Source organism: Luteimonas abyssi (assembly GCF_001482195.1).
Lineage (GTDB): Bacteria > Pseudomonadota > Gammaproteobacteria > Xanthomonadales > Xanthomonadaceae > Luteimonas > Luteimonas abyssi.
Map to the genome: position 1 here is coordinate 91,084 of NZ_KQ759763.1, position 15,385 is coordinate 106,468.

A 15,385-nucleotide genomic window follows, 5' to 3' on the forward strand; every position below is an offset into this window, starting at 1 on the left:
GGCATCGAGCCGTTCCCCGGGCCATGCACGCCTACGTCTACAAGAGCCAGCGCAAGGACGATACCTACGTCTATCTTGCGGTCCGCGACGATTTCTCCGCACTGCCCGACGCCTTGATGGCCCGGTTGGGGCCGTTTCGTTTCGTCCTGGATGTGGCGCTGACGCCGGAACGCCGGCTCGCCCGCGAGGATGCGGCGCGCGTGCGCGAGAACCTGGCCGCGCAGGGATTCCATCTCCAGATGCCGCCCTCGGCGGCGACCGACCCGCTCGCGGTCGACTGGGGGACGGATGCGTGAGACCGGCGCCGGCGTGGACCGGAAGAAGCTGGCGGGCCTCTGGGTGCTCGGCGCGGGCCTCGCTCTGCTGGCCGGCGTCGGAGATGCGCTGGCCGGGCCGGCGCTGTGGCTGTCGCAGGTGGTGTTGGCATTGGCGGCGCGCGCGCCCCGGGCCGGCCTGCCGGCGGATGGCCCCGCCTGGCGACGCGCGGCCGGCCCGTTGATGGCCGCATGGGCTGGCGTCCTGGTGGCGGCGGCGCTCCTGCTGGCGTGGCCGCTGTCGGCGCTGGTCGCCAGCGGATCGCTGGGGGCGGCGCTCGGGGTCAGCGTGGTGTCCGGGCTGATCGTGGTCGGCCTGTGGCGGACCTGGCCGTTCTGGCATGCCGTCGAACGCGAGGGGGGGCGGCCCGCCGATCATTGGCAAGCTCTGGCCGAGTACGACGCCGGTGCCCTGCGCGGGCTCTGGTTGGCCCTGGGCATGGCCGGCGCGATCGGGGTGACGCTCGTGCTGGCCTGGCCCGGCCTGCTCGACGGCGCCGGACGCTGGGGCGTGGCCGCAGGCGCCGCGATCTGGAGCGTTCTGCTCCACCATCGGCTGCAACGCCTGACCCCTGCCGAGCGCCTGCCGCTGCCGGTCGTGGAGATCGGCGAACCGACGGTCCTGCCGTCCGCACCGGCGTACGAAGGCGATCCCGATCTCGCGCTGTACGCCGCCGCCCGCGCCGGTCGCGTGGACCGCGCGCTGGAGTTGCTCGCGCTGGATGCCGACCCGCACGCCGCTCCACCGGAGGGCGAGCGCGACCAGCGCTCCCTGCCGGTCCTGGCCGCGGTCCTGCCGGACCTGCGCCTGCTGCGTGCGCTGATCGCGCGCGGCGTCGATCTCAACGCCGCCCGTGCCGGCATGACCCCGTTGCTGGCGGCGACCCGCGACAGCTGGCATGGCCGGCCCGAGGCGGTGATGACGTTGCTGACCAACGGCGCCGACCCGCGGGCCCGCGATCACGAGGGCAATACCCCGTTGCATCACGCTGCGCGCAGCACCGATCCCGGTGTGGTCGCGCTGCTGCGCGATGCGGCCGCGGAGCTGGAGGCCCGCAACGACGAGGGGCTGACCCCGCTCGGCGTGGCGTGTACCGCCGGCAACTGGCGCCTGGCCAAGTTCCTGCTCGAGCGCGGCGCGTCCGCGCACGCGGCCGATGCGACGCCGGCACTGCTGGCGGCCGCGCGCGGCGACGAGGACGACGCGGCCGGGGTGCAGTTGCTGCTGCGGCACAAGGCCAAGGTGGACGCACGCGACGCCCATCAGCGCACCGCCCTGCACGAGGCGGCGTTCGCGGGGCATCAGGACATCCTGGCCGCGCTGCTGGCGGCTGGCGCTGACGTGGAGCCGCGCGACGTGGCCGGTCGGACTCCGCTGCTGGACGCCGCGCGCGGTGGTCGACTGGCGGCGCTGGAAGCCTTGTTGGCGGCGAACGCCGATCCCGGTGCCCGCGACGAGGCCGCATGCGATGCGCTCGGTCTGGCGGTGCTGGCCGACGTACCGTCGCCGCCGCTGGTCCGGCGCCTGCTGGAGCTGGGGCTCGATCCCACGCGTGCCGATGCGGGCGGCCGGACTCCGGTCGAACATGCCGCAGGTGCCGGCCGCTGGTCGCTGGTGACGCTGCTGGATCCGGACTACGTCCTGCCCGCCAGCGTGCTCCCCGACGCCACTGCGGCCGGCGAGGCGAACCTGCCGGATCGCGCGCCGCTCGCCTTGCTGCGCGACAGCCTGCACGAGGGCCGGACCGAGCGTCTGGAGGCACTGGTCGAACTGCTCGACGCGGCCGAGCTCGGCAGTCTGCTCGCCGACGATGCGATCGCGCTGGAGCCCGAGCGCATCGACTGGCTGCTCGCCAACGGCGCCGACCCCGATGTGCGAGAGGGCGACGGCGACAGTGCGATCTTCCGTCTGCTGTCCCGCGGGCCGGAAGCGCTCGATGCCTTGCAGGTCATGCTGCGTCACAACGTCTCCCCGGCCGGCAGTGGCGGGCTGGCGCGTTTCCTGGGCGCCTGCGCGCGCGCCGACCAGGCCGGACGCTCGCTGGAGACCCAGGCACTGGAATTGCTCGGCCGTGGCGCGGATCCGTTCGCCGCGTCGCCCGAAGGCGATCCCGCGCTCGCGCTCGCCGTGCGCCTGGGTTGGCAATCGCTGCTCGAGCGCCTGCTGGAGGTCGGGGTCGATCTCGATACCCGCGACGCACGCGGCATGACCGCGCTGCATCTGGCCGCCGCGCTCGGGCGCGAAGCGGCGTTGAAGACACTGGTGCGCGCCGGCGCCAATCCGGACCTGCGCGCCGCCGACGGCCAGACCGCGCTCGGCGTGGCCTTGGCCGGCGGTCGTCGCGATCTCGCCGACTGGCTCGATTGGCGCGGCTGGCCCCTGCCGCACCGGGCCTTGCGCCCGGCCGACCTGCCGGCAGCCGCGAAGGCGGGCGATGCCGACGCCGTCCGGCGCCTGCTGGATCTCGGCTTCGGCGTGGACATCGCGGATGCCCAGGGCTGTACGCCGCTGTTGCGTGCGGCCGGTGGCGGACACCGTGCGGTGCTCGATCTGCTGCTGGCACGTGGCGCCGATGTCACGCTCGCCGCGCAGAGCGGAGCGACCCCGTTGTCGGCGGCGGTGAGTGCGCGTCAGTCGGGAATCGTCGACCGGCTGCTCGATGCCGGGGCGAACATCGAACAGCGCCTGCCGGGCGAGGTGACCGTACTGATGCTGGCCGCCGCACTCGGCCTGCCCGATCTGTGCGCGCGCCTGATCGGTGCCGGCGCCGATATCCATGCCGTCGACGCGCAGGGCCTGACGCCCCTGCATTGCGCGGCGCTGTACGGCTTCACTTCGGGCGACCGGCCACGCGTCCTGGCCCTGTTCGACACCTTGTTGCTGGCCGGCGCCGAGGTCGATGCCGAAGCGGCCGGCGGCGTGACCCCGTTGCTGATGCTGCTCGGCGCGCGTGCCGAGCCCGGGACCGCCTGCGACGAGGCGGTGGTGCGGGAAGTGCTCGATCACCTGCTCGACGAAGGCGCCGCCCTGGACGTGCAGGACCCGCGCGGCTTCGGTCCGCTGCACCTGACCGCGCTGCACGGTCTGCTGCACCTGGCCCAGCGGCTGCTGCGGGCCGGCGCGGATCCCGACCTGCGCGACGCCCTGAACCGCGTGCCGCGCGACATCGCGATCATGCGCGGCTTCGTCGACGTCGCTGCCGAGCTGGCCCCCAGCACCGCGCCTCAGCCCGGCCTCTCGATGGCGAGATTCCTGCGCGAGCCGCGCTGAGCGCGGTGAACCCACTATTGCGGGTGCCGCCGCCGACGCGCGTCGGCGGCGCGATGTGCCTGGCTTGCGGACGATTCCGCATGTGCAGCATGATGAACTCCCTTTCCAGGATGGAACTGTGAGCCGATACATCTGTTTGATGTTCATCGTGGCGATGTCGGTCGTGCTGGGTGCCGCCGATGCGCAAACCGCTCGCCAGGCCCGTGCCGAGGTCGAAGCCAGCATGTTGGTCACCGGCCATGTCGAGATCGACCCCGCCGGGCACGTCGTTTCTCACACGCTCGATCAGCCCGGGAAGCTTCCCCCGTACGTCGTCGATCTGATCGACCGGGCCGTGCCGTCGCTGCGCTTCGAGCCGATCTTGGAACAGGGCGTACCGGTTGCCGTACGGTCCAAGATGGGCTTGCGGCTGGTCGCCACGCCGGCGGGCGATGGCGACATGCGGATACGTCTCCGGAGCGCGCACTTCGGCGAGACGGCTGCGGAGAGCGAGGCATCGGGTGTCCGCGCGCTCGACATGAAACCACCGCACTATCCGGAGAGCATCGCGCGGATGGGCGGAAAGGGTATCGCCTACCTCCTGGTGAAGATCGATCGCGACGGGCGTGTCGAGGATGTCGTCGCCGAGCAGGTCAACCTGACGGCCATCGGCACGCTGAGCGAGATGGACAGGATCCGCAATGCCCTGTCCCGCAACGCCGTCGTCGCCGCGCGTCGCTGGACATTCTCGGTGCCTACGGAAGGCGAGGACGCCGACAGGGGATATTGGGTGATCCGGGTGCCGGTCGAGTACACGCTCCACGACGACCGTGAGACCGAGTACGGCGCGTGGTCCGCTTATCATCCCGGCCCACGCCTGCAGCCGGACTGGGCGCGGCCGGTGCCCGAAGGCTTCAGCCCGGATGCGTTGGCCACAGGCGCAGTCGCGCCCGAAGCGTCGCGGTTCCGGCTGCTGACCCCGATCGAGGGCTAGAGACGCGACCGCAGGTGCGCGGATACCTTGGCCGAGGTGCGCGAGTGCCCTGGCCGCTTTTTTCATGACCCAGAACGCAAGGATGGTTCCGATGAATTTCAGGCAATGGATGTTGTGCGCGATGTTGTCGGCGGGCGCCCTGTCGCCCGTCCAGGCGCGGGATGCGGACGACGTGGTGATCTTCTCCACGGCGGTGAAGGTGGATGTCGATGCGGCAGGGGAGGCCGTCGGGTTCGAGTCTTCGGCCGAGCTGTCGCCCGCGTTGCGCGACCTGGTCGAAACGCGGGCGCGCGAGCTCCAGTTCCGGCCGGCGATGGTGGACGGGCAAGCCCGGGGCGGCGTGACCTATGCGATGTTCACTGTCTGTGCCGTGCCGGAGGGCGACCGGATGCTGGTCGCGGCGGAGTTCGGCGGCAACGGTCCCGTGCTGGCGGACGGCGCGATCTCGCCGGCACCGCCGCGGTATCCGGTCGAGGCGTTGAAGCGCGGACTCTCCGCGGACCTGATCGTCCACTACGAAGTCCAGGCGGATGGAGGCGCCGTGTTCGAGAGCCTCGAATACGCCGAGGGCACGCGAGCGCAGGGGCGGCGCCTGTTCGAAGCGATGGCGCAGGACTGGGTGGCCGGCATGCGTTATACGCCCGAGCAGGTGGGCGGCGAGGCGGTGGCGACGCGGATCAGCATGCCGGTATCGTTCGAAGTGATGCGGGGCGGACGACGCGAGGCGCAGCGAATGCTGGAGCGGAACCGTCAGGAATGGCTCGAACGGCCGGAATGCCAGGCCGCGCAGCAGGCCCAGGGCGGCGGACACATGGTATCGGCGGAATCGCCGTTCGTGATCCGCGACGCGGGCTGAGCCCGCCCGCCCGCCGGCAGGACGCCGCGGGTGGCGGCCCGCTCGTCGGATGCCGACCCGATCAGGCGGCAGACACGAAGAAGCCCCGCGATGCGGGGCTTCTTCATGTGGTGCGGTGGCGTCCGGCGGCGACTCAGCGCCGCATCGAACTGAAGAACTCGTCGTTGGACTTGGTGTTCTTCATCTTGTCGAGCAGGAACTCCATCGCCGCGATCTCGTCCATCGGATGCAGCAGCTTGCGCAGGATCCAGATCTTCTGCAGCAGGTCCGGCTCGATGAGGAAATCCTCGCGGCGAGTGCCCGACTGGTTGACGTTGATCGCCGGGTAGACGCGCTTCTCGGTGATGCGACGGTCCAGGTGAATCTCGGAATTGCCGGTGCCCTTGAACTCCTCGTAGATCACCTTGTCCATCGCGCTGCCGGTATCGACCAGTGCGGTGGCGATGATGGTCAGCGAACCGCCTTCCTCGACGTTGCGCGCCGCGCCGAAGAACCGCTTCGGGCGATGCAGGGCGTTGGCGTCCACGCCGCCGGTGAGCACCTTGCCGGAGCTGGGCACGACGTTGTTGTAGGCGCGTGCCAGGCGGGTGATCGAGTCGAGCAGGATCACCACGTCCTTCTTGTGCTCGACCAGGCGCTTGGCGCGCTCGATCACCATCTCGGCGACCTGCACATGGCGCGCGGCCGGCTCGTCGAAGGTGGAGCTGACCACTTCGCCGCGCACGGTGCGCTGCATCTCGGTCACTTCCTCCGGACGCTCGTCGACCAGCAGCACGATCAGGTGCACTTCCGGGTGGTTGGTCGTGATCGCGGTGGCGACCTGCTGCATCAGCATGGTCTTGCCGGCCTTGGGCGGCGAGACGATCAGTGCGCGCTGGCCCTTGCCCTGGGGGGCCATCAAGTCGAGGATGCGGCCGGCGATGTCCTCGCTGGAACCGTCGCCGCGCTCGAGCTTGAAGCGCTTGCGCGGGAACAGCGGGGTCAGGTTCTCGAACAGCACCTTGCCCTTGCTGGCTTCCGGCGGCTCGCCGTTGATGGTGTCGACCACGTTGAGCGCGAAGTAGCGCTCGCCGTCCTTCGGCCAGCGGATGCGGCCGGCCAGGTGGTCGCCGGTGCGCAGGTTGAAACGGCGGATCTGGCTGGGCGAGATGTAGGTGTCGTCCGGGCCGGCCAGGTAGCTGGCCTCGGCGCCGCGCAGGAAGCCGAAGCCGTCGGGCAGGATCTCCAGCACGCCGTCGGCCAGCACGCCTTCGCTGGTGCGGGTGAGCACCTTGAGCAAGGCGAAGATCACGTCCTGCTTGCGCGCGCGGGCCACGCCCTCGTGGATGTTCAGCTGCTCGGCGATCTCCAGCAGCTTGTGTGCGGGCATGCGCTTGAGGTCGGACAGCGAGTACTGCGGGAAGCCTTCCGGGATGTTGGGCGGCGGCAGGCGCTGGGCCTGGTCGTTGCCGCCGTCCTGGGGCAGGCCGTCCTCGCGGTAGCGGTCGCGCTGGCGATCGCGGCGGTTGCGGAAACGCTCGCGCCGGTTGTTGCCCTGGCCGCCCTGATTGTTCTGGCTGCCTGGGCCGTTCGGATTGTTCTGGCCGCTCTGCCGCGGCGCTTGGCCGCCCTGGTCGCGAGGCGCCTGGCCGGCGTCGGCGTTGCCGCCGTTGTCGCCACCGCCCGACGATGCGGGCGGTGCGCTGTCGGCAGCGACGGGTGCGCTCGGCGCGGCCGGTGCCGTGGGCGCCGGGGCAGACTCGACCGGCAGCGCCTGCTGCACGGGCGCGTCGCCAGCATCGGCCTTGGCGGTCTTGGTCACGCGGGCGGTCTTGGTGGCGCGCGGCTTGCGCACGCGCTTCTCGGCGGTATCGCCGGAATCGGGGGTGTTGTCGGACAAGTGCGATTTCCTCGCTACGCTGCGAGCGCCCGCGTGGCGCGGGACGGGATGGGAAGGGGGGCCTTCAGAAGGGTGCGGCGCGAAGATTCCGCGCCGGATAACCGGAAAACTAGCACCGCCCCGGTCCGGCTGGCAAGCGCCGGCGGCGCGGACCGGCGCGAAATGCGCCGGTCGGGGGATGATGGCGCGTCGGGCGTCAGAGCGCCTTGTCGATCATCTGCGACAGCTGCGCCTTGCCCACGGCACCGATCTGGGTGGCCTGGATTTCGCCGCCCTTGAACAGCAGCAGCATCGGGATCGAGCGGACGTGGTACTTCAGCGCGGTCGCCTGATTCTGGTCGATGTCGATCTTGACCACCTTGGCGCGGCCGGCGTAGCTCTCGGCCAGTTCGTCCAGGGCGGGGGCGATCATGCGGCAGGGGCCGCACCACGGCGCCCAGAAGTCGACCAGCACGGGCTCCTCGGACTGCAGGACGGTGGCCTCGAAATCGGCGTCGCCGGCGTGGATGACCTTCTCGCTCACGGTGCTCTCCTGGGGGTCTGGGCCGGATCTCGCGGGCTGCGGGCCGGCATAGCTGCTAAACTGGGGCGCTCTCCGGCCAAAACCAAGGCCGGATGTCAAGCCCCGTTCACCCGGATCACCCGGGTCCGGCGGCTTGTTACGGGGCCGCAAGGCGCCTTCCTCCGGCCCGGCAGTCTGCGGCGTGGACGACCTCCCACGCAAGCAGAGCGCGCCGCGCGCCACGCCGAATACACGTTTCCGACGACGGACGCATGAGCGATAAACCTCTTACCGATATCCCCTTTTCCGAATTCGAGTTGCACCCGCAGCTGCTGGCCGGCCTCGAAGCCGCGGGCTTCCTGCGCTGCACGCCGATCCAGGCGCTGACCCTGCCGATCGCCCTGGCCGGGCGCGACGTCGCAGGCCAGGCGCAGACCGGCACCGGCAAGACGCTGGCCTTCCTGGTGGCGGTGGTGAACCGCCTCCTCAGCCGGCCGGCCCTGGCCGACCGCAAGCCCGAGGATCCGCGCGCGCTGATCCTGGCGCCGACCCGCGAGCTGGCGATCCAGATCCACAAGGATGCAGTGAAGTTCTGCTCCGACCTGGGCCTGAAGTTCGCCCTGGTCTACGGCGGCGTCGACTACGACAAGCAGCGCCAACTGTTGCAGGAGGGCGCGGATGTGATCATCGCCACGCCCGGCCGGCTGATCGACTACGTCAAGCAGCACAAGGTCGTCAGCCTGCACGCCTGCGAGATGTGCGTGCTCGACGAGGCCGACCGCATGTTCGACCTCGGCTTCATCAAGGACATCCGGTTCCTGCTGCGGCGCATGCCGATCCGCACCGAGCGCCAGACCCTGCTGTTCTCGGCCACGCTCTCGCACCGCGTGCTGGAGCTCGCCTACGAGCACATGAACGAGCCGGAGAAGCTGGTCGTCGAGGCCGAGACCATCACCGCGGCACGCGTCCGCCAGAAGCTCTACTACCCGGCCGACGAGGAGAAGATCCCGCTGCTGCTGGGCCTGCTGTCGCGCAGCGAGGGCGCGCGCACGATGGTGTTCGTCAACACCAAGGCGTTCGTCGAGCGCGTGGCGCGTGCGCTGGAGCGTGGCGGCTACCGGGTCGGCGTGCTGTCGGGCGACGTGCCGCAGAAGAAGCGCGAGAGCCTGCTGAAGAAGTTCCAGGCCGGCCAGCTCGAGCTGCTGGTGGCCACCGACGTCGCCGCGCGCGGCCTGCACATCGACGGCGTGTCCCACGTCTTCAACTACGACCTGCCGTTCGACGCCGAGGACTACGTCCACCGCATCGGCCGCACCGCGCGCCTGGGTGCCGAGGGCGACGCGATCAGCTTCGCCTGCGAGCGCTACGCGATGTCCCTGCCCGACATCGAGGCCTACATCGAGCAGAAGATTCCCTCCGAGCCGGTCACCCCGGATCTGCTGCAGGCACTGCCGCGCAAACCGCGCGAGGGCGTCGAAGTGGAGGCCGAAGACGGCGAGAGCATCGGTGAGATCTTCCGCGAGGCGCGCGAGCAGCGTGCCGCCGACGATGCGCGCCGCGGTGTGGTGCGCAAGGGTGGCCCGCGGCGGACGGGCGAGGGCGGCGCCCGTCCGGGTGGCGAGCGTCCGCGCCGCGGCCCGCGTCGCGATGCCGACGCCGCGAAGCCGGTCGCCGACGCGGCGGGAGCGCCCGTCGACACGTCTCCGGAAACCACCGGCAACCGTACGGCTGCCGCGAAGCCGGTCGCGCCGGTGACGGGTGCGCCGGACGCTGCGGCAGACGGCGAGGCGGCGCCCGCGCGCAAGCGTCGCCGCCGTCGTAGCGGCCGTCGCAAGGATGGCGAAGGCGCGTCGCAGACCGATCAGGCGAACGTCGCCGGCGCCGACCAGGGTGCGCGCCGCGCATCCGGTGAGGCACCGGGCGACGGCGCGGCGGTACGCAAGCCGCGCGCGCCCCGCAAGCCGCGTGCGACGGGCGCTGCCGACACCGCCGCCCCGGCCGCATCGGCGACCGCCCCCGCACGGACGAAGACGCCCAGGCGTGAGGCGGCGCCTGTCGCCGGCGAGCCCTCCCTGCTGCGCCGGATCGGCCGTGGTCTGCGGCGTCTGGTGGGCGGCTCGTCCGACACGCGCTGATCCCGGGCGCGTCGTTCGACCCGCCATGCGTCACACGACGGCCCGGTCTTCCGGGCCGTCGTCGTTTCCGGGCGGTCGCCGGCGCCGATGGCCCGACGGGCGGCCTTGGCGATGCGGCATAATCGCCGGCCATGAGCGTTCTTCGATTCGACAACGTCAGCAAGCAGTACCCGGGCGGCCGCACCGCGCTGTCGGAGATCAGTTTCGAGGTCGGTGAGGGCGAGATGCTCTTCATCACCGGCCACTCCGGCGCGGGCAAGAGCACCCTGCTGCGGCTGGTCCACCTGGCCGAGCGTCCGTCGCGCGGTGCGGTGCTGTTTTCCGAGCGCAACCTGCTGCGGGTCCGCGGGCGCAAGGTCGCCATGCACCGGCGCGATGTCGGCGTGGTGTTCCAGGACCATCGTCTGCTCACCGACCGCACCATCTTCGAGAACGTCGCGTTGCCGCTGATCCTGCGCGGCATGCGCCGGCCCGAGATCGCCAAGCGCGTGCGCAGCGCGCTCGAGCGCCTGGGCCTGGGTGCGCGCGAGCGCGCGCTGCCTACGCAATTGTCGGCTGGCGAGCAGCAGCGCGTGGGCATCGCCCGCGCCATCGTCGCCGAGCCGCGCCTGCTGGTGGCCGACGAGCCGACCGGCAACCTCGACCCCACCCTGTCGGCGGAGATCATGGCGCTGTTCGAAACGCTGCCCGAGCGCGGCACCAGCGTGATGATCGCCAGCCACGACCTGGCCCTGGTCAAGCGCATGCGCAAGCGTGTGCTGGTGCTGGACGGGGGACGCCTGGCCGACGACATCTCGCCCGAGGAACTCGCCGATGAGTGACACCGCGGCGGCCCCGAAGCCGCAGTCGGGACTGAACACCTGGCTCGACCACCATCTCTACAGCTTCGTCTCCAGCCTCGGCCGCGTGTTCCGCCGGCCGTGGGCCACGGCGTTGACCATCGGCGTCATGGCCGTGGCGCTGGCCTTGCCGCTGGGCCTGTGGCTGGTGCTCGACAACGTCTCGCGCCTGTCGGGCAGCGTGCAGCAGTCACGCGAGATCAGCGTGTTCCTGCAGTTGGACACCGCGCCCGAGCGGATGCAGGCGCTGGCCGACACCGTGGGGGGGCGCGAGGATGTGGCGGCGGTCGAGTTGCGCACCCCGGAGCAGGGCCTGGAGGAACTGCGCACGCGCGGCGGCCTGGGCGATGCGATCGACAGCCTCGAGGACAACCCGCTGCCCGGCGTCCTGGTCGTGGTGCCCGCTGCCGACGACGCGCAACTGGCGCAGGCGCTGCAGGCGCTGCCGGAGGCCGAGCTGGTCCAGCACGACACCGCCTGGCGCGAGCGCCTGGACGAGTGGCTGCGTTTCGCCGGCCGGGTGGCGTGGGTGCTGGCGGCGCTGCTGGGCCTGGGCGCGCTGCTGGTGGTCGGCAATACCGTGCGCCTGGACATCCAGTCGCGCCGCGAGGAGATCGGCGTGCTGCAGTTGCTCGGCGCCACCGATGGTTTCATCAAGCGGCCGTTCCTCTATCTCGGTGCCTGGTACGGGCTGGCCGCCGGCGTATTGGCGCTGGCCCTGCTGGGAGCGGCCGGGCTGGCCCTGCAGGTGCCGCTGGCCGAACTGGCCGCCACCTACGGCAGCGGCTTCGCGCTGCGTGGCTTCGACCCGCTGCGCGTGCTCGTGGTGCTGGCCACGGCGGGCGCCCTGGGCTGGCTGGGGGCGGCGGTGGTGACCGGGCATTATCTGCGGCAGACCCGGCCGACCGAGGCCTGAGGGGTGACGGCCGCGCCCACCGCGCCGGACCTGCGTCACGTCGTCGGCGATGTGCCGAGGATCATGGTGGTCGACGGTTCGCGGCTGGTGCGCCGGCTCATCGGCGACGTGCTGCGGCAGGAGCTGCCTGCGGTCGAGGTGGTCGATTGCGCCGGCCTCGCCGCGGCGCGTGCCGCGCTCGAAGACGCACCGGTGGACCTGGTGACCACCTCGCTGGTCCTGCCCGACGGCGACGGCCAGCAGCTCGCACGGACCGTGCGTGAGGCCGCGGGCCAGAAGTACGTGCCGGTGATCGTGGTGTCCGGCCAGGCGCAGGCGCACCTGGAGATGCGCCGCTTCACCGAGGATGTCACCGATTATTTCGACAAGGCCGACGGTCATCGCGCGCTGGCCGCCTTCGTCCGTGGCTACGTGATGCCGCAGCCGATCCCCGGCGCGCGGGTGCTGTATGTGGAGGACAGCCGTACCGTCGCGATGGCGACCAAGCGGATGCTGGCCTCGCACGGTATGGACGTGACCCACATGCTCGGCGCGGAAGAGGCGATCGACTGGCTGCATGCGCGCCGCGGCGACGAGACCGCGCCCGGTACCGACCTGCTGCTGACCGATGTCTACCTCAAGGGCGAACTCAGCGGGCGTGACCTGCTGCAGGTGGTGCGCAACGAACTGGGTTACGGCAAGCGCCGGCTGCCGGTGCTGGTGATGACCGGCGACGACAACCGCGTGAACCAGATGGCGTTGTTGCGCGATGGCGCCAACGACCTGGTGCTCAAACCGATCGAGGAGCGACTGCTGGTGACCAAGGCGCTGTTCCAGCTGCGGCTGGCGAGGCTGGGCACGTGAGCGCCGCCGGCGAGGCGTCCGGGAGCGCGGCGGGCGAGGACCGCATCCGTCTGGAGCCCTCCTGGAAGGCGCGGGTCGGCGATTACCTGGCGCGCCCGGAGATGCGCGAGCTGTCGGGGTTCCTGCGCGAGCGACGCGCCTCCGGCGCACGGATCTATCCGCCCGGCCCGCGCATCTTCGCCGCGTTCGATGCCACGCCGTTCGACGACGTGCGCGTGGTCGTCCTCGGCCAGGATCCGTATCACGGTCCCGGACAGGCGCACGGCCTGTGCTTCTCGGTGCTGCCGGGGGTGCCGGTGCCGCCGTCGCTGGGCAACATGTACAAGGAGATCCAGCGCGATCTCGGCATCGCTCCGCCGGACCACGGTTGCCTGCTGCCGTGGGCGCAGCGCGGCGTGTTGTTGCTCAATGCGGTGCTGACGGTGGAGCAGGGCAAGGCCGGCGCGCACCAGGGCAAGGGCTGGGAGGGGTTCACCGATCATGTCGTGGAGACCCTCAACCACGAGCGCGAGGGACTGGTGTTCCTGCTGTGGGGCAGCTACGCCCAGGCCAAGGGCCGGGTGATCGATCCGCGCCGGCACAAGGTGCTGCGGACCACGCATCCCTCACCGTTGTCGGCGCACCGCGGTTTCACGGGCAGCGGACACTTCTCTGCCGCGAACGACTACCTGCGTCGCCGCGGCATGGGGGAGATCGACTGGTCGCTGCCTGCGCGAGCGGACGTGGAGCGCATGCTCGCCGCCGACGGCAGCTGAACGCGCGGACATGCCCGGCGGCGCGGACCGGCGTCGCCTCGACCCCATGCACGTGGCGTTGAGGGAGCCGGGCGTAACATCGATCCGGTTCTCCACCGCTGCCAGTCCCTTGCGGCACACCCTCGGAACAGCGGCGAGCGCTTGCTCAGCAGCATCTGGATTGTCCCACTGATGGGATTCAGGAACTTTTTCTGTACTCAGCAGTCCAATAGTTCGACTGCTAAGATGAGGCCCTATGAGCCAGACCACTTCTGCCACCGCGCTGGTGGCCAACAATCTTCCCGTCCCCAGTGCCCTGGGTTCGCTGGACGCGTACGTCAACGCCGTGCACCAGATTCCGGTGCTGTCGGTCGAGGACGAACAGGCACTGGCCCGCCGCTACCGCGAGCACGAGGATCTCGACGCCGCGCGTGAACTGGTGCATTCGCACCTGCGTTTCGTCGTCCACGTTGCACGCGGCTACAACGGCTACGGCCTGCCGCTCGGCGACCTCGTCCAGGAAGGCAACATCGGCCTGATGAAGGCGGTGAAGCGCTTCGACCCGTCGGTCGGGGTGCGCCTGGTCTCGTTCGCGGTGCACTGGATCCGTGCCGAGATGCACGAGTACATCCTCAAGAACTGGCGCATCGTCAAGGTCGCCACGACCAAGGCGCAGCGCAAGCTGTTCTTCAACCTGCGCAAGAGCAAGACCCGCCTGGGCTGGCTCAACGCGGCCGAGGTCAGCGCCGTCGCCAAGGACCTGAACGTGTCCGAGCGTGAGGTGCTGGAGATGGAGTCGCGCCTGTCCGGTCGCGATATCGGCTTCGACGCGCCGACCGACGAGGACGACGATCATGCGCCGCCCGCGCCCTCGGGCTATCTGATGGCGCAGGACGACGACCCGGCGATGGCCTACGAGCGTGCCGACAGCGAGGACAGTCAGCTCGCGCTGCTGCGCGAGGGCCTGGCCGAGCTCGACGCCCGCTCGCGCGACATCGTCAAGCGTCGCTGGCTGGATGCCGACAGCAAGGTCACCCTGCAGGAACTGGCCGACGAGTACGGCGTGTCCGCCGAGCGGATCCGCCAGGTCGAGGCCAACGCGCTGAAGAAGATGAAGTCGCTGTTCGCGGCCTGATCGTCCAACGTCCCTGGCACCAGCGAAACGGCCCGCGAAAGCGGGCCGTTTCGCGTCCGGGCGCGTCGATCGCCGTCAGGCCCTGCCGCCGTGGTCGCTTTCGCCGGTCCGTGCCTACCATTTGAACAGCACAAGACTCAGCGCGAGTGCGGACATGCCGGCCACGAGGCCGTAGACGGTTTCGTGGCCCTTGGCGTAGCGCTTGGCCGCGGGCAGCAGTTCGTCGAGGGCGAGGAACACCATGACGCCGGCGATCAGGCCGAACACGCCGCCGAAGACCGCATCCGACATCACCGGCGCCAGCAGCAGGTAGCCGATGATCGCGCCCACCGGTTCGGCCAGGCCGGACAGCAGCGATGCGCCGAACGCCAGGCCCTTGTTGTTGGTCGCGTAGTAGACCGGCACCGCGATGGCGATGCCTTCGGGAATGTTGTGGATGGCGATCGCGAAGGCCAGCGGCATGCCCACGGCGGGATCGCCGACGGTGGCGAAGAAAGTCGCCAGGCCTTCGGGAAAGTTGTGCGCGGTGATCGCGATCGCGGTCAGCAGGCCGACGCGCTTGATGTACTCGCGGTTGTGTTCGCGGAAGAACGGATCGTCGGCCTCCAGGCGTTCGTGCGGATTGGGGACGAAATGATCGATCGCCACGATCAGCAACAGGCCGGCGAGGAACGCGACGATCGCCCAGGTGAAGCCGAGGCTGTCGCCGTAGGCGAGGGTGAAGGACTCGATCGATTTGTTGAGGATCTCCGACAGCGACACGAACACCATCGCGCCGCCGGCGAAGGCGAGGCCGAAGGCCAGCATCCGCGCGTTGGGTGCCTTGGTGGTGAACACCAGTAACCCGCCGATGCCGGTGGCGAGGCCGGCCGCGGTGGTGACCGCCAGTGCGATCAGGATGTTGGAGAGGGCGATGTCGGCCATGGCGCGGCGGATTCCTGCTCGCCGCGGCCGTGGGCGTGCGTCAGGGCGGCGCACGTCCCGGCGT

The 15,385-nt window shown here is 70.6% G+C and carries 13 protein-coding genes; 10 read left to right on the forward strand and 3 right to left on the reverse strand.

The window, feature by feature from the left end:
• Nucleotides 1–23 precede the first annotated feature (23 nt).
• From RG19_RS00315 to RG19_RS00330, 4 genes are all read left to right on the forward strand, one after another.
• The gene (locus RG19_RS00315) at nt 24–296 is read left to right on the forward strand and encodes a YcgL domain-containing protein (protein WP_058833520.1); all 273 of its coding nucleotides are present in this window, start codon (nt 24–26) and stop codon (nt 294–296) included.
• Nucleotides 289–3,585, forward strand: coding sequence for an ankyrin repeat domain-containing protein (locus tag RG19_RS00320; protein ID WP_058833521.1), 3,297 nt, complete (start codon nt 289–291; stop codon nt 3,583–3,585). The genes RG19_RS00315 and RG19_RS00320 overlap by 8 nt, the downstream gene beginning before the upstream one ends.
• Before the next feature lie 64 nt (nt 3,586–3,649).
• On the forward strand, nt 3,650–4,558 hold the full coding sequence (locus RG19_RS00325) for an energy transducer TonB (protein WP_157515101.1): 909 nt from the start codon (nt 3,650–3,652) through the stop codon (nt 4,556–4,558).
• 91 nt (nt 4,559–4,649) lie between these two features.
• Nucleotides 4,650–5,414 carry an energy transducer TonB gene (locus RG19_RS00330; protein ID WP_058833523.1) on the forward strand — a complete coding sequence of 255 codons (765 nt, stop codon included), beginning with the start codon at nt 4,650–4,652 and terminating at the stop codon, nt 5,412–5,414.
• A 133-nt stretch (nt 5,415–5,547) separates the two neighbouring features.
• Here the strand turns inward: RG19_RS00330 and rho are convergent, their stop codons facing one another.
• The gene (rho, locus tag RG19_RS00335) at nt 5,548–7,293 is read right to left on the reverse strand and encodes a transcription termination factor Rho (RefSeq protein WP_058833524.1); all 1,746 of its coding nucleotides are present in this window, start codon (nt 7,291–7,293) and stop codon (nt 5,548–5,550) included.
• Between the two features lie 196 nt (nt 7,294–7,489).
• The gene (gene trxA / locus RG19_RS00340; protein ID WP_058833525.1) at nt 7,490–7,816 is read right to left on the reverse strand and encodes a thioredoxin; all 327 of its coding nucleotides are present in this window, start codon (nt 7,814–7,816) and stop codon (nt 7,490–7,492) included.
• A 251-nt stretch (nt 7,817–8,067) separates the two neighbouring features.
• Between trxA and rhlB the strand changes: the two genes are divergently transcribed.
• From rhlB to rpoH, 6 genes are all read left to right on the forward strand, one after another.
• Entirely contained in the window at nt 8,068–9,930 is a 1,863-nt protein-coding gene (gene rhlB / locus RG19_RS00345) for an ATP-dependent RNA helicase RhlB (protein ID WP_058833526.1), read from the forward strand.
• 131 nt (nt 9,931–10,061) lie between these two features.
• On the forward strand, nt 10,062–10,751 hold the full coding sequence (gene ftsE, locus RG19_RS00350) for a cell division ATP-binding protein FtsE (RefSeq protein WP_058833527.1): 690 nt from the start codon (nt 10,062–10,064) through the stop codon (nt 10,749–10,751).
• Nucleotides 10,744–11,685, forward strand: a complete 942-nt coding sequence (gene ftsX, locus RG19_RS00355) for a permease-like cell division protein FtsX (protein WP_058833528.1) — start codon at nt 10,744–10,746, stop codon at nt 11,683–11,685. Before ftsE ends, ftsX begins: the two co-directional genes overlap by 8 nt.
• A gap of 63 nt (nt 11,686–11,748) precedes the next feature.
• Entirely contained in the window at nt 11,749–12,528 is a 780-nt protein-coding gene (locus RG19_RS00360; protein ID WP_058836317.1) for a response regulator, read from the forward strand.
• Nucleotides 12,525–13,283: a uracil-DNA glycosylase gene (gene ung, locus RG19_RS00365; protein WP_058833529.1), complete on the forward strand. Its 759-nt coding sequence runs from the start codon at nt 12,525–12,527 to the stop codon at nt 13,281–13,283. The genes RG19_RS00360 and ung overlap by 4 nt, the downstream gene beginning before the upstream one ends.
• Nucleotides 13,284–13,518: 235 nt before the next feature.
• Nucleotides 13,519–14,397: an RNA polymerase sigma factor RpoH gene (gene rpoH / locus RG19_RS00370; RefSeq protein WP_058833530.1), complete on the forward strand. Its 879-nt coding sequence runs from the start codon at nt 13,519–13,521 to the stop codon at nt 14,395–14,397.
• Nucleotides 14,398–14,511: 114 nt separating this feature from the next.
• On the opposite strand, the gene zupT is transcribed toward rpoH, so the two are convergent.
• Entirely contained in the window at nt 14,512–15,321 is an 810-nt protein-coding gene (gene zupT, locus RG19_RS00375; RefSeq protein ID WP_058833531.1) for a zinc transporter ZupT, read from the reverse strand.
• Between the last annotated feature and the right edge of the window lie 64 nt (nt 15,322–15,385).

Coding starts and splice junctions, on each gene's coding strand:
- RG19_RS00315 (WP_058833520.1), top strand. CDS start 24: ATGCACGCCTACGTCTACAAGAGCCAGCGCAAGGACGATACCTACGTC.
- RG19_RS00320 (WP_058833521.1), top strand. CDS start 289: ATGCGTGAGACCGGCGCCGGCGTGGACCGGAAGAAGCTGGCGGGCCTC.
- RG19_RS00330 (WP_058833523.1), top strand. CDS start 4,650: ATGAATTTCAGGCAATGGATGTTGTGCGCGATGTTGTCGGCGGGCGCC.
- rhlB (WP_058833526.1), top strand. CDS start 8,068: ATGAGCGATAAACCTCTTACCGATATCCCCTTTTCCGAATTCGAGTTG.
- ftsE (WP_058833527.1), top strand. CDS start 10,062: ATGAGCGTTCTTCGATTCGACAACGTCAGCAAGCAGTACCCGGGCGGC.
- ftsX (WP_058833528.1), top strand. CDS start 10,744: ATGAGTGACACCGCGGCGGCCCCGAAGCCGCAGTCGGGACTGAACACC.
- RG19_RS00360 (WP_058836317.1), top strand. CDS start 11,749: ATGGTGGTCGACGGTTCGCGGCTGGTGCGCCGGCTCATCGGCGACGTG.
- rpoH (WP_058833530.1), top strand. CDS start 13,519: ATGAGCCAGACCACTTCTGCCACCGCGCTGGTGGCCAACAATCTTCCC.
- zupT (WP_058833531.1), bottom strand. CDS start 15,321: ATGGCCGACATCGCCCTCTCCAACATCCTGATCGCACTGGCGGTCACC.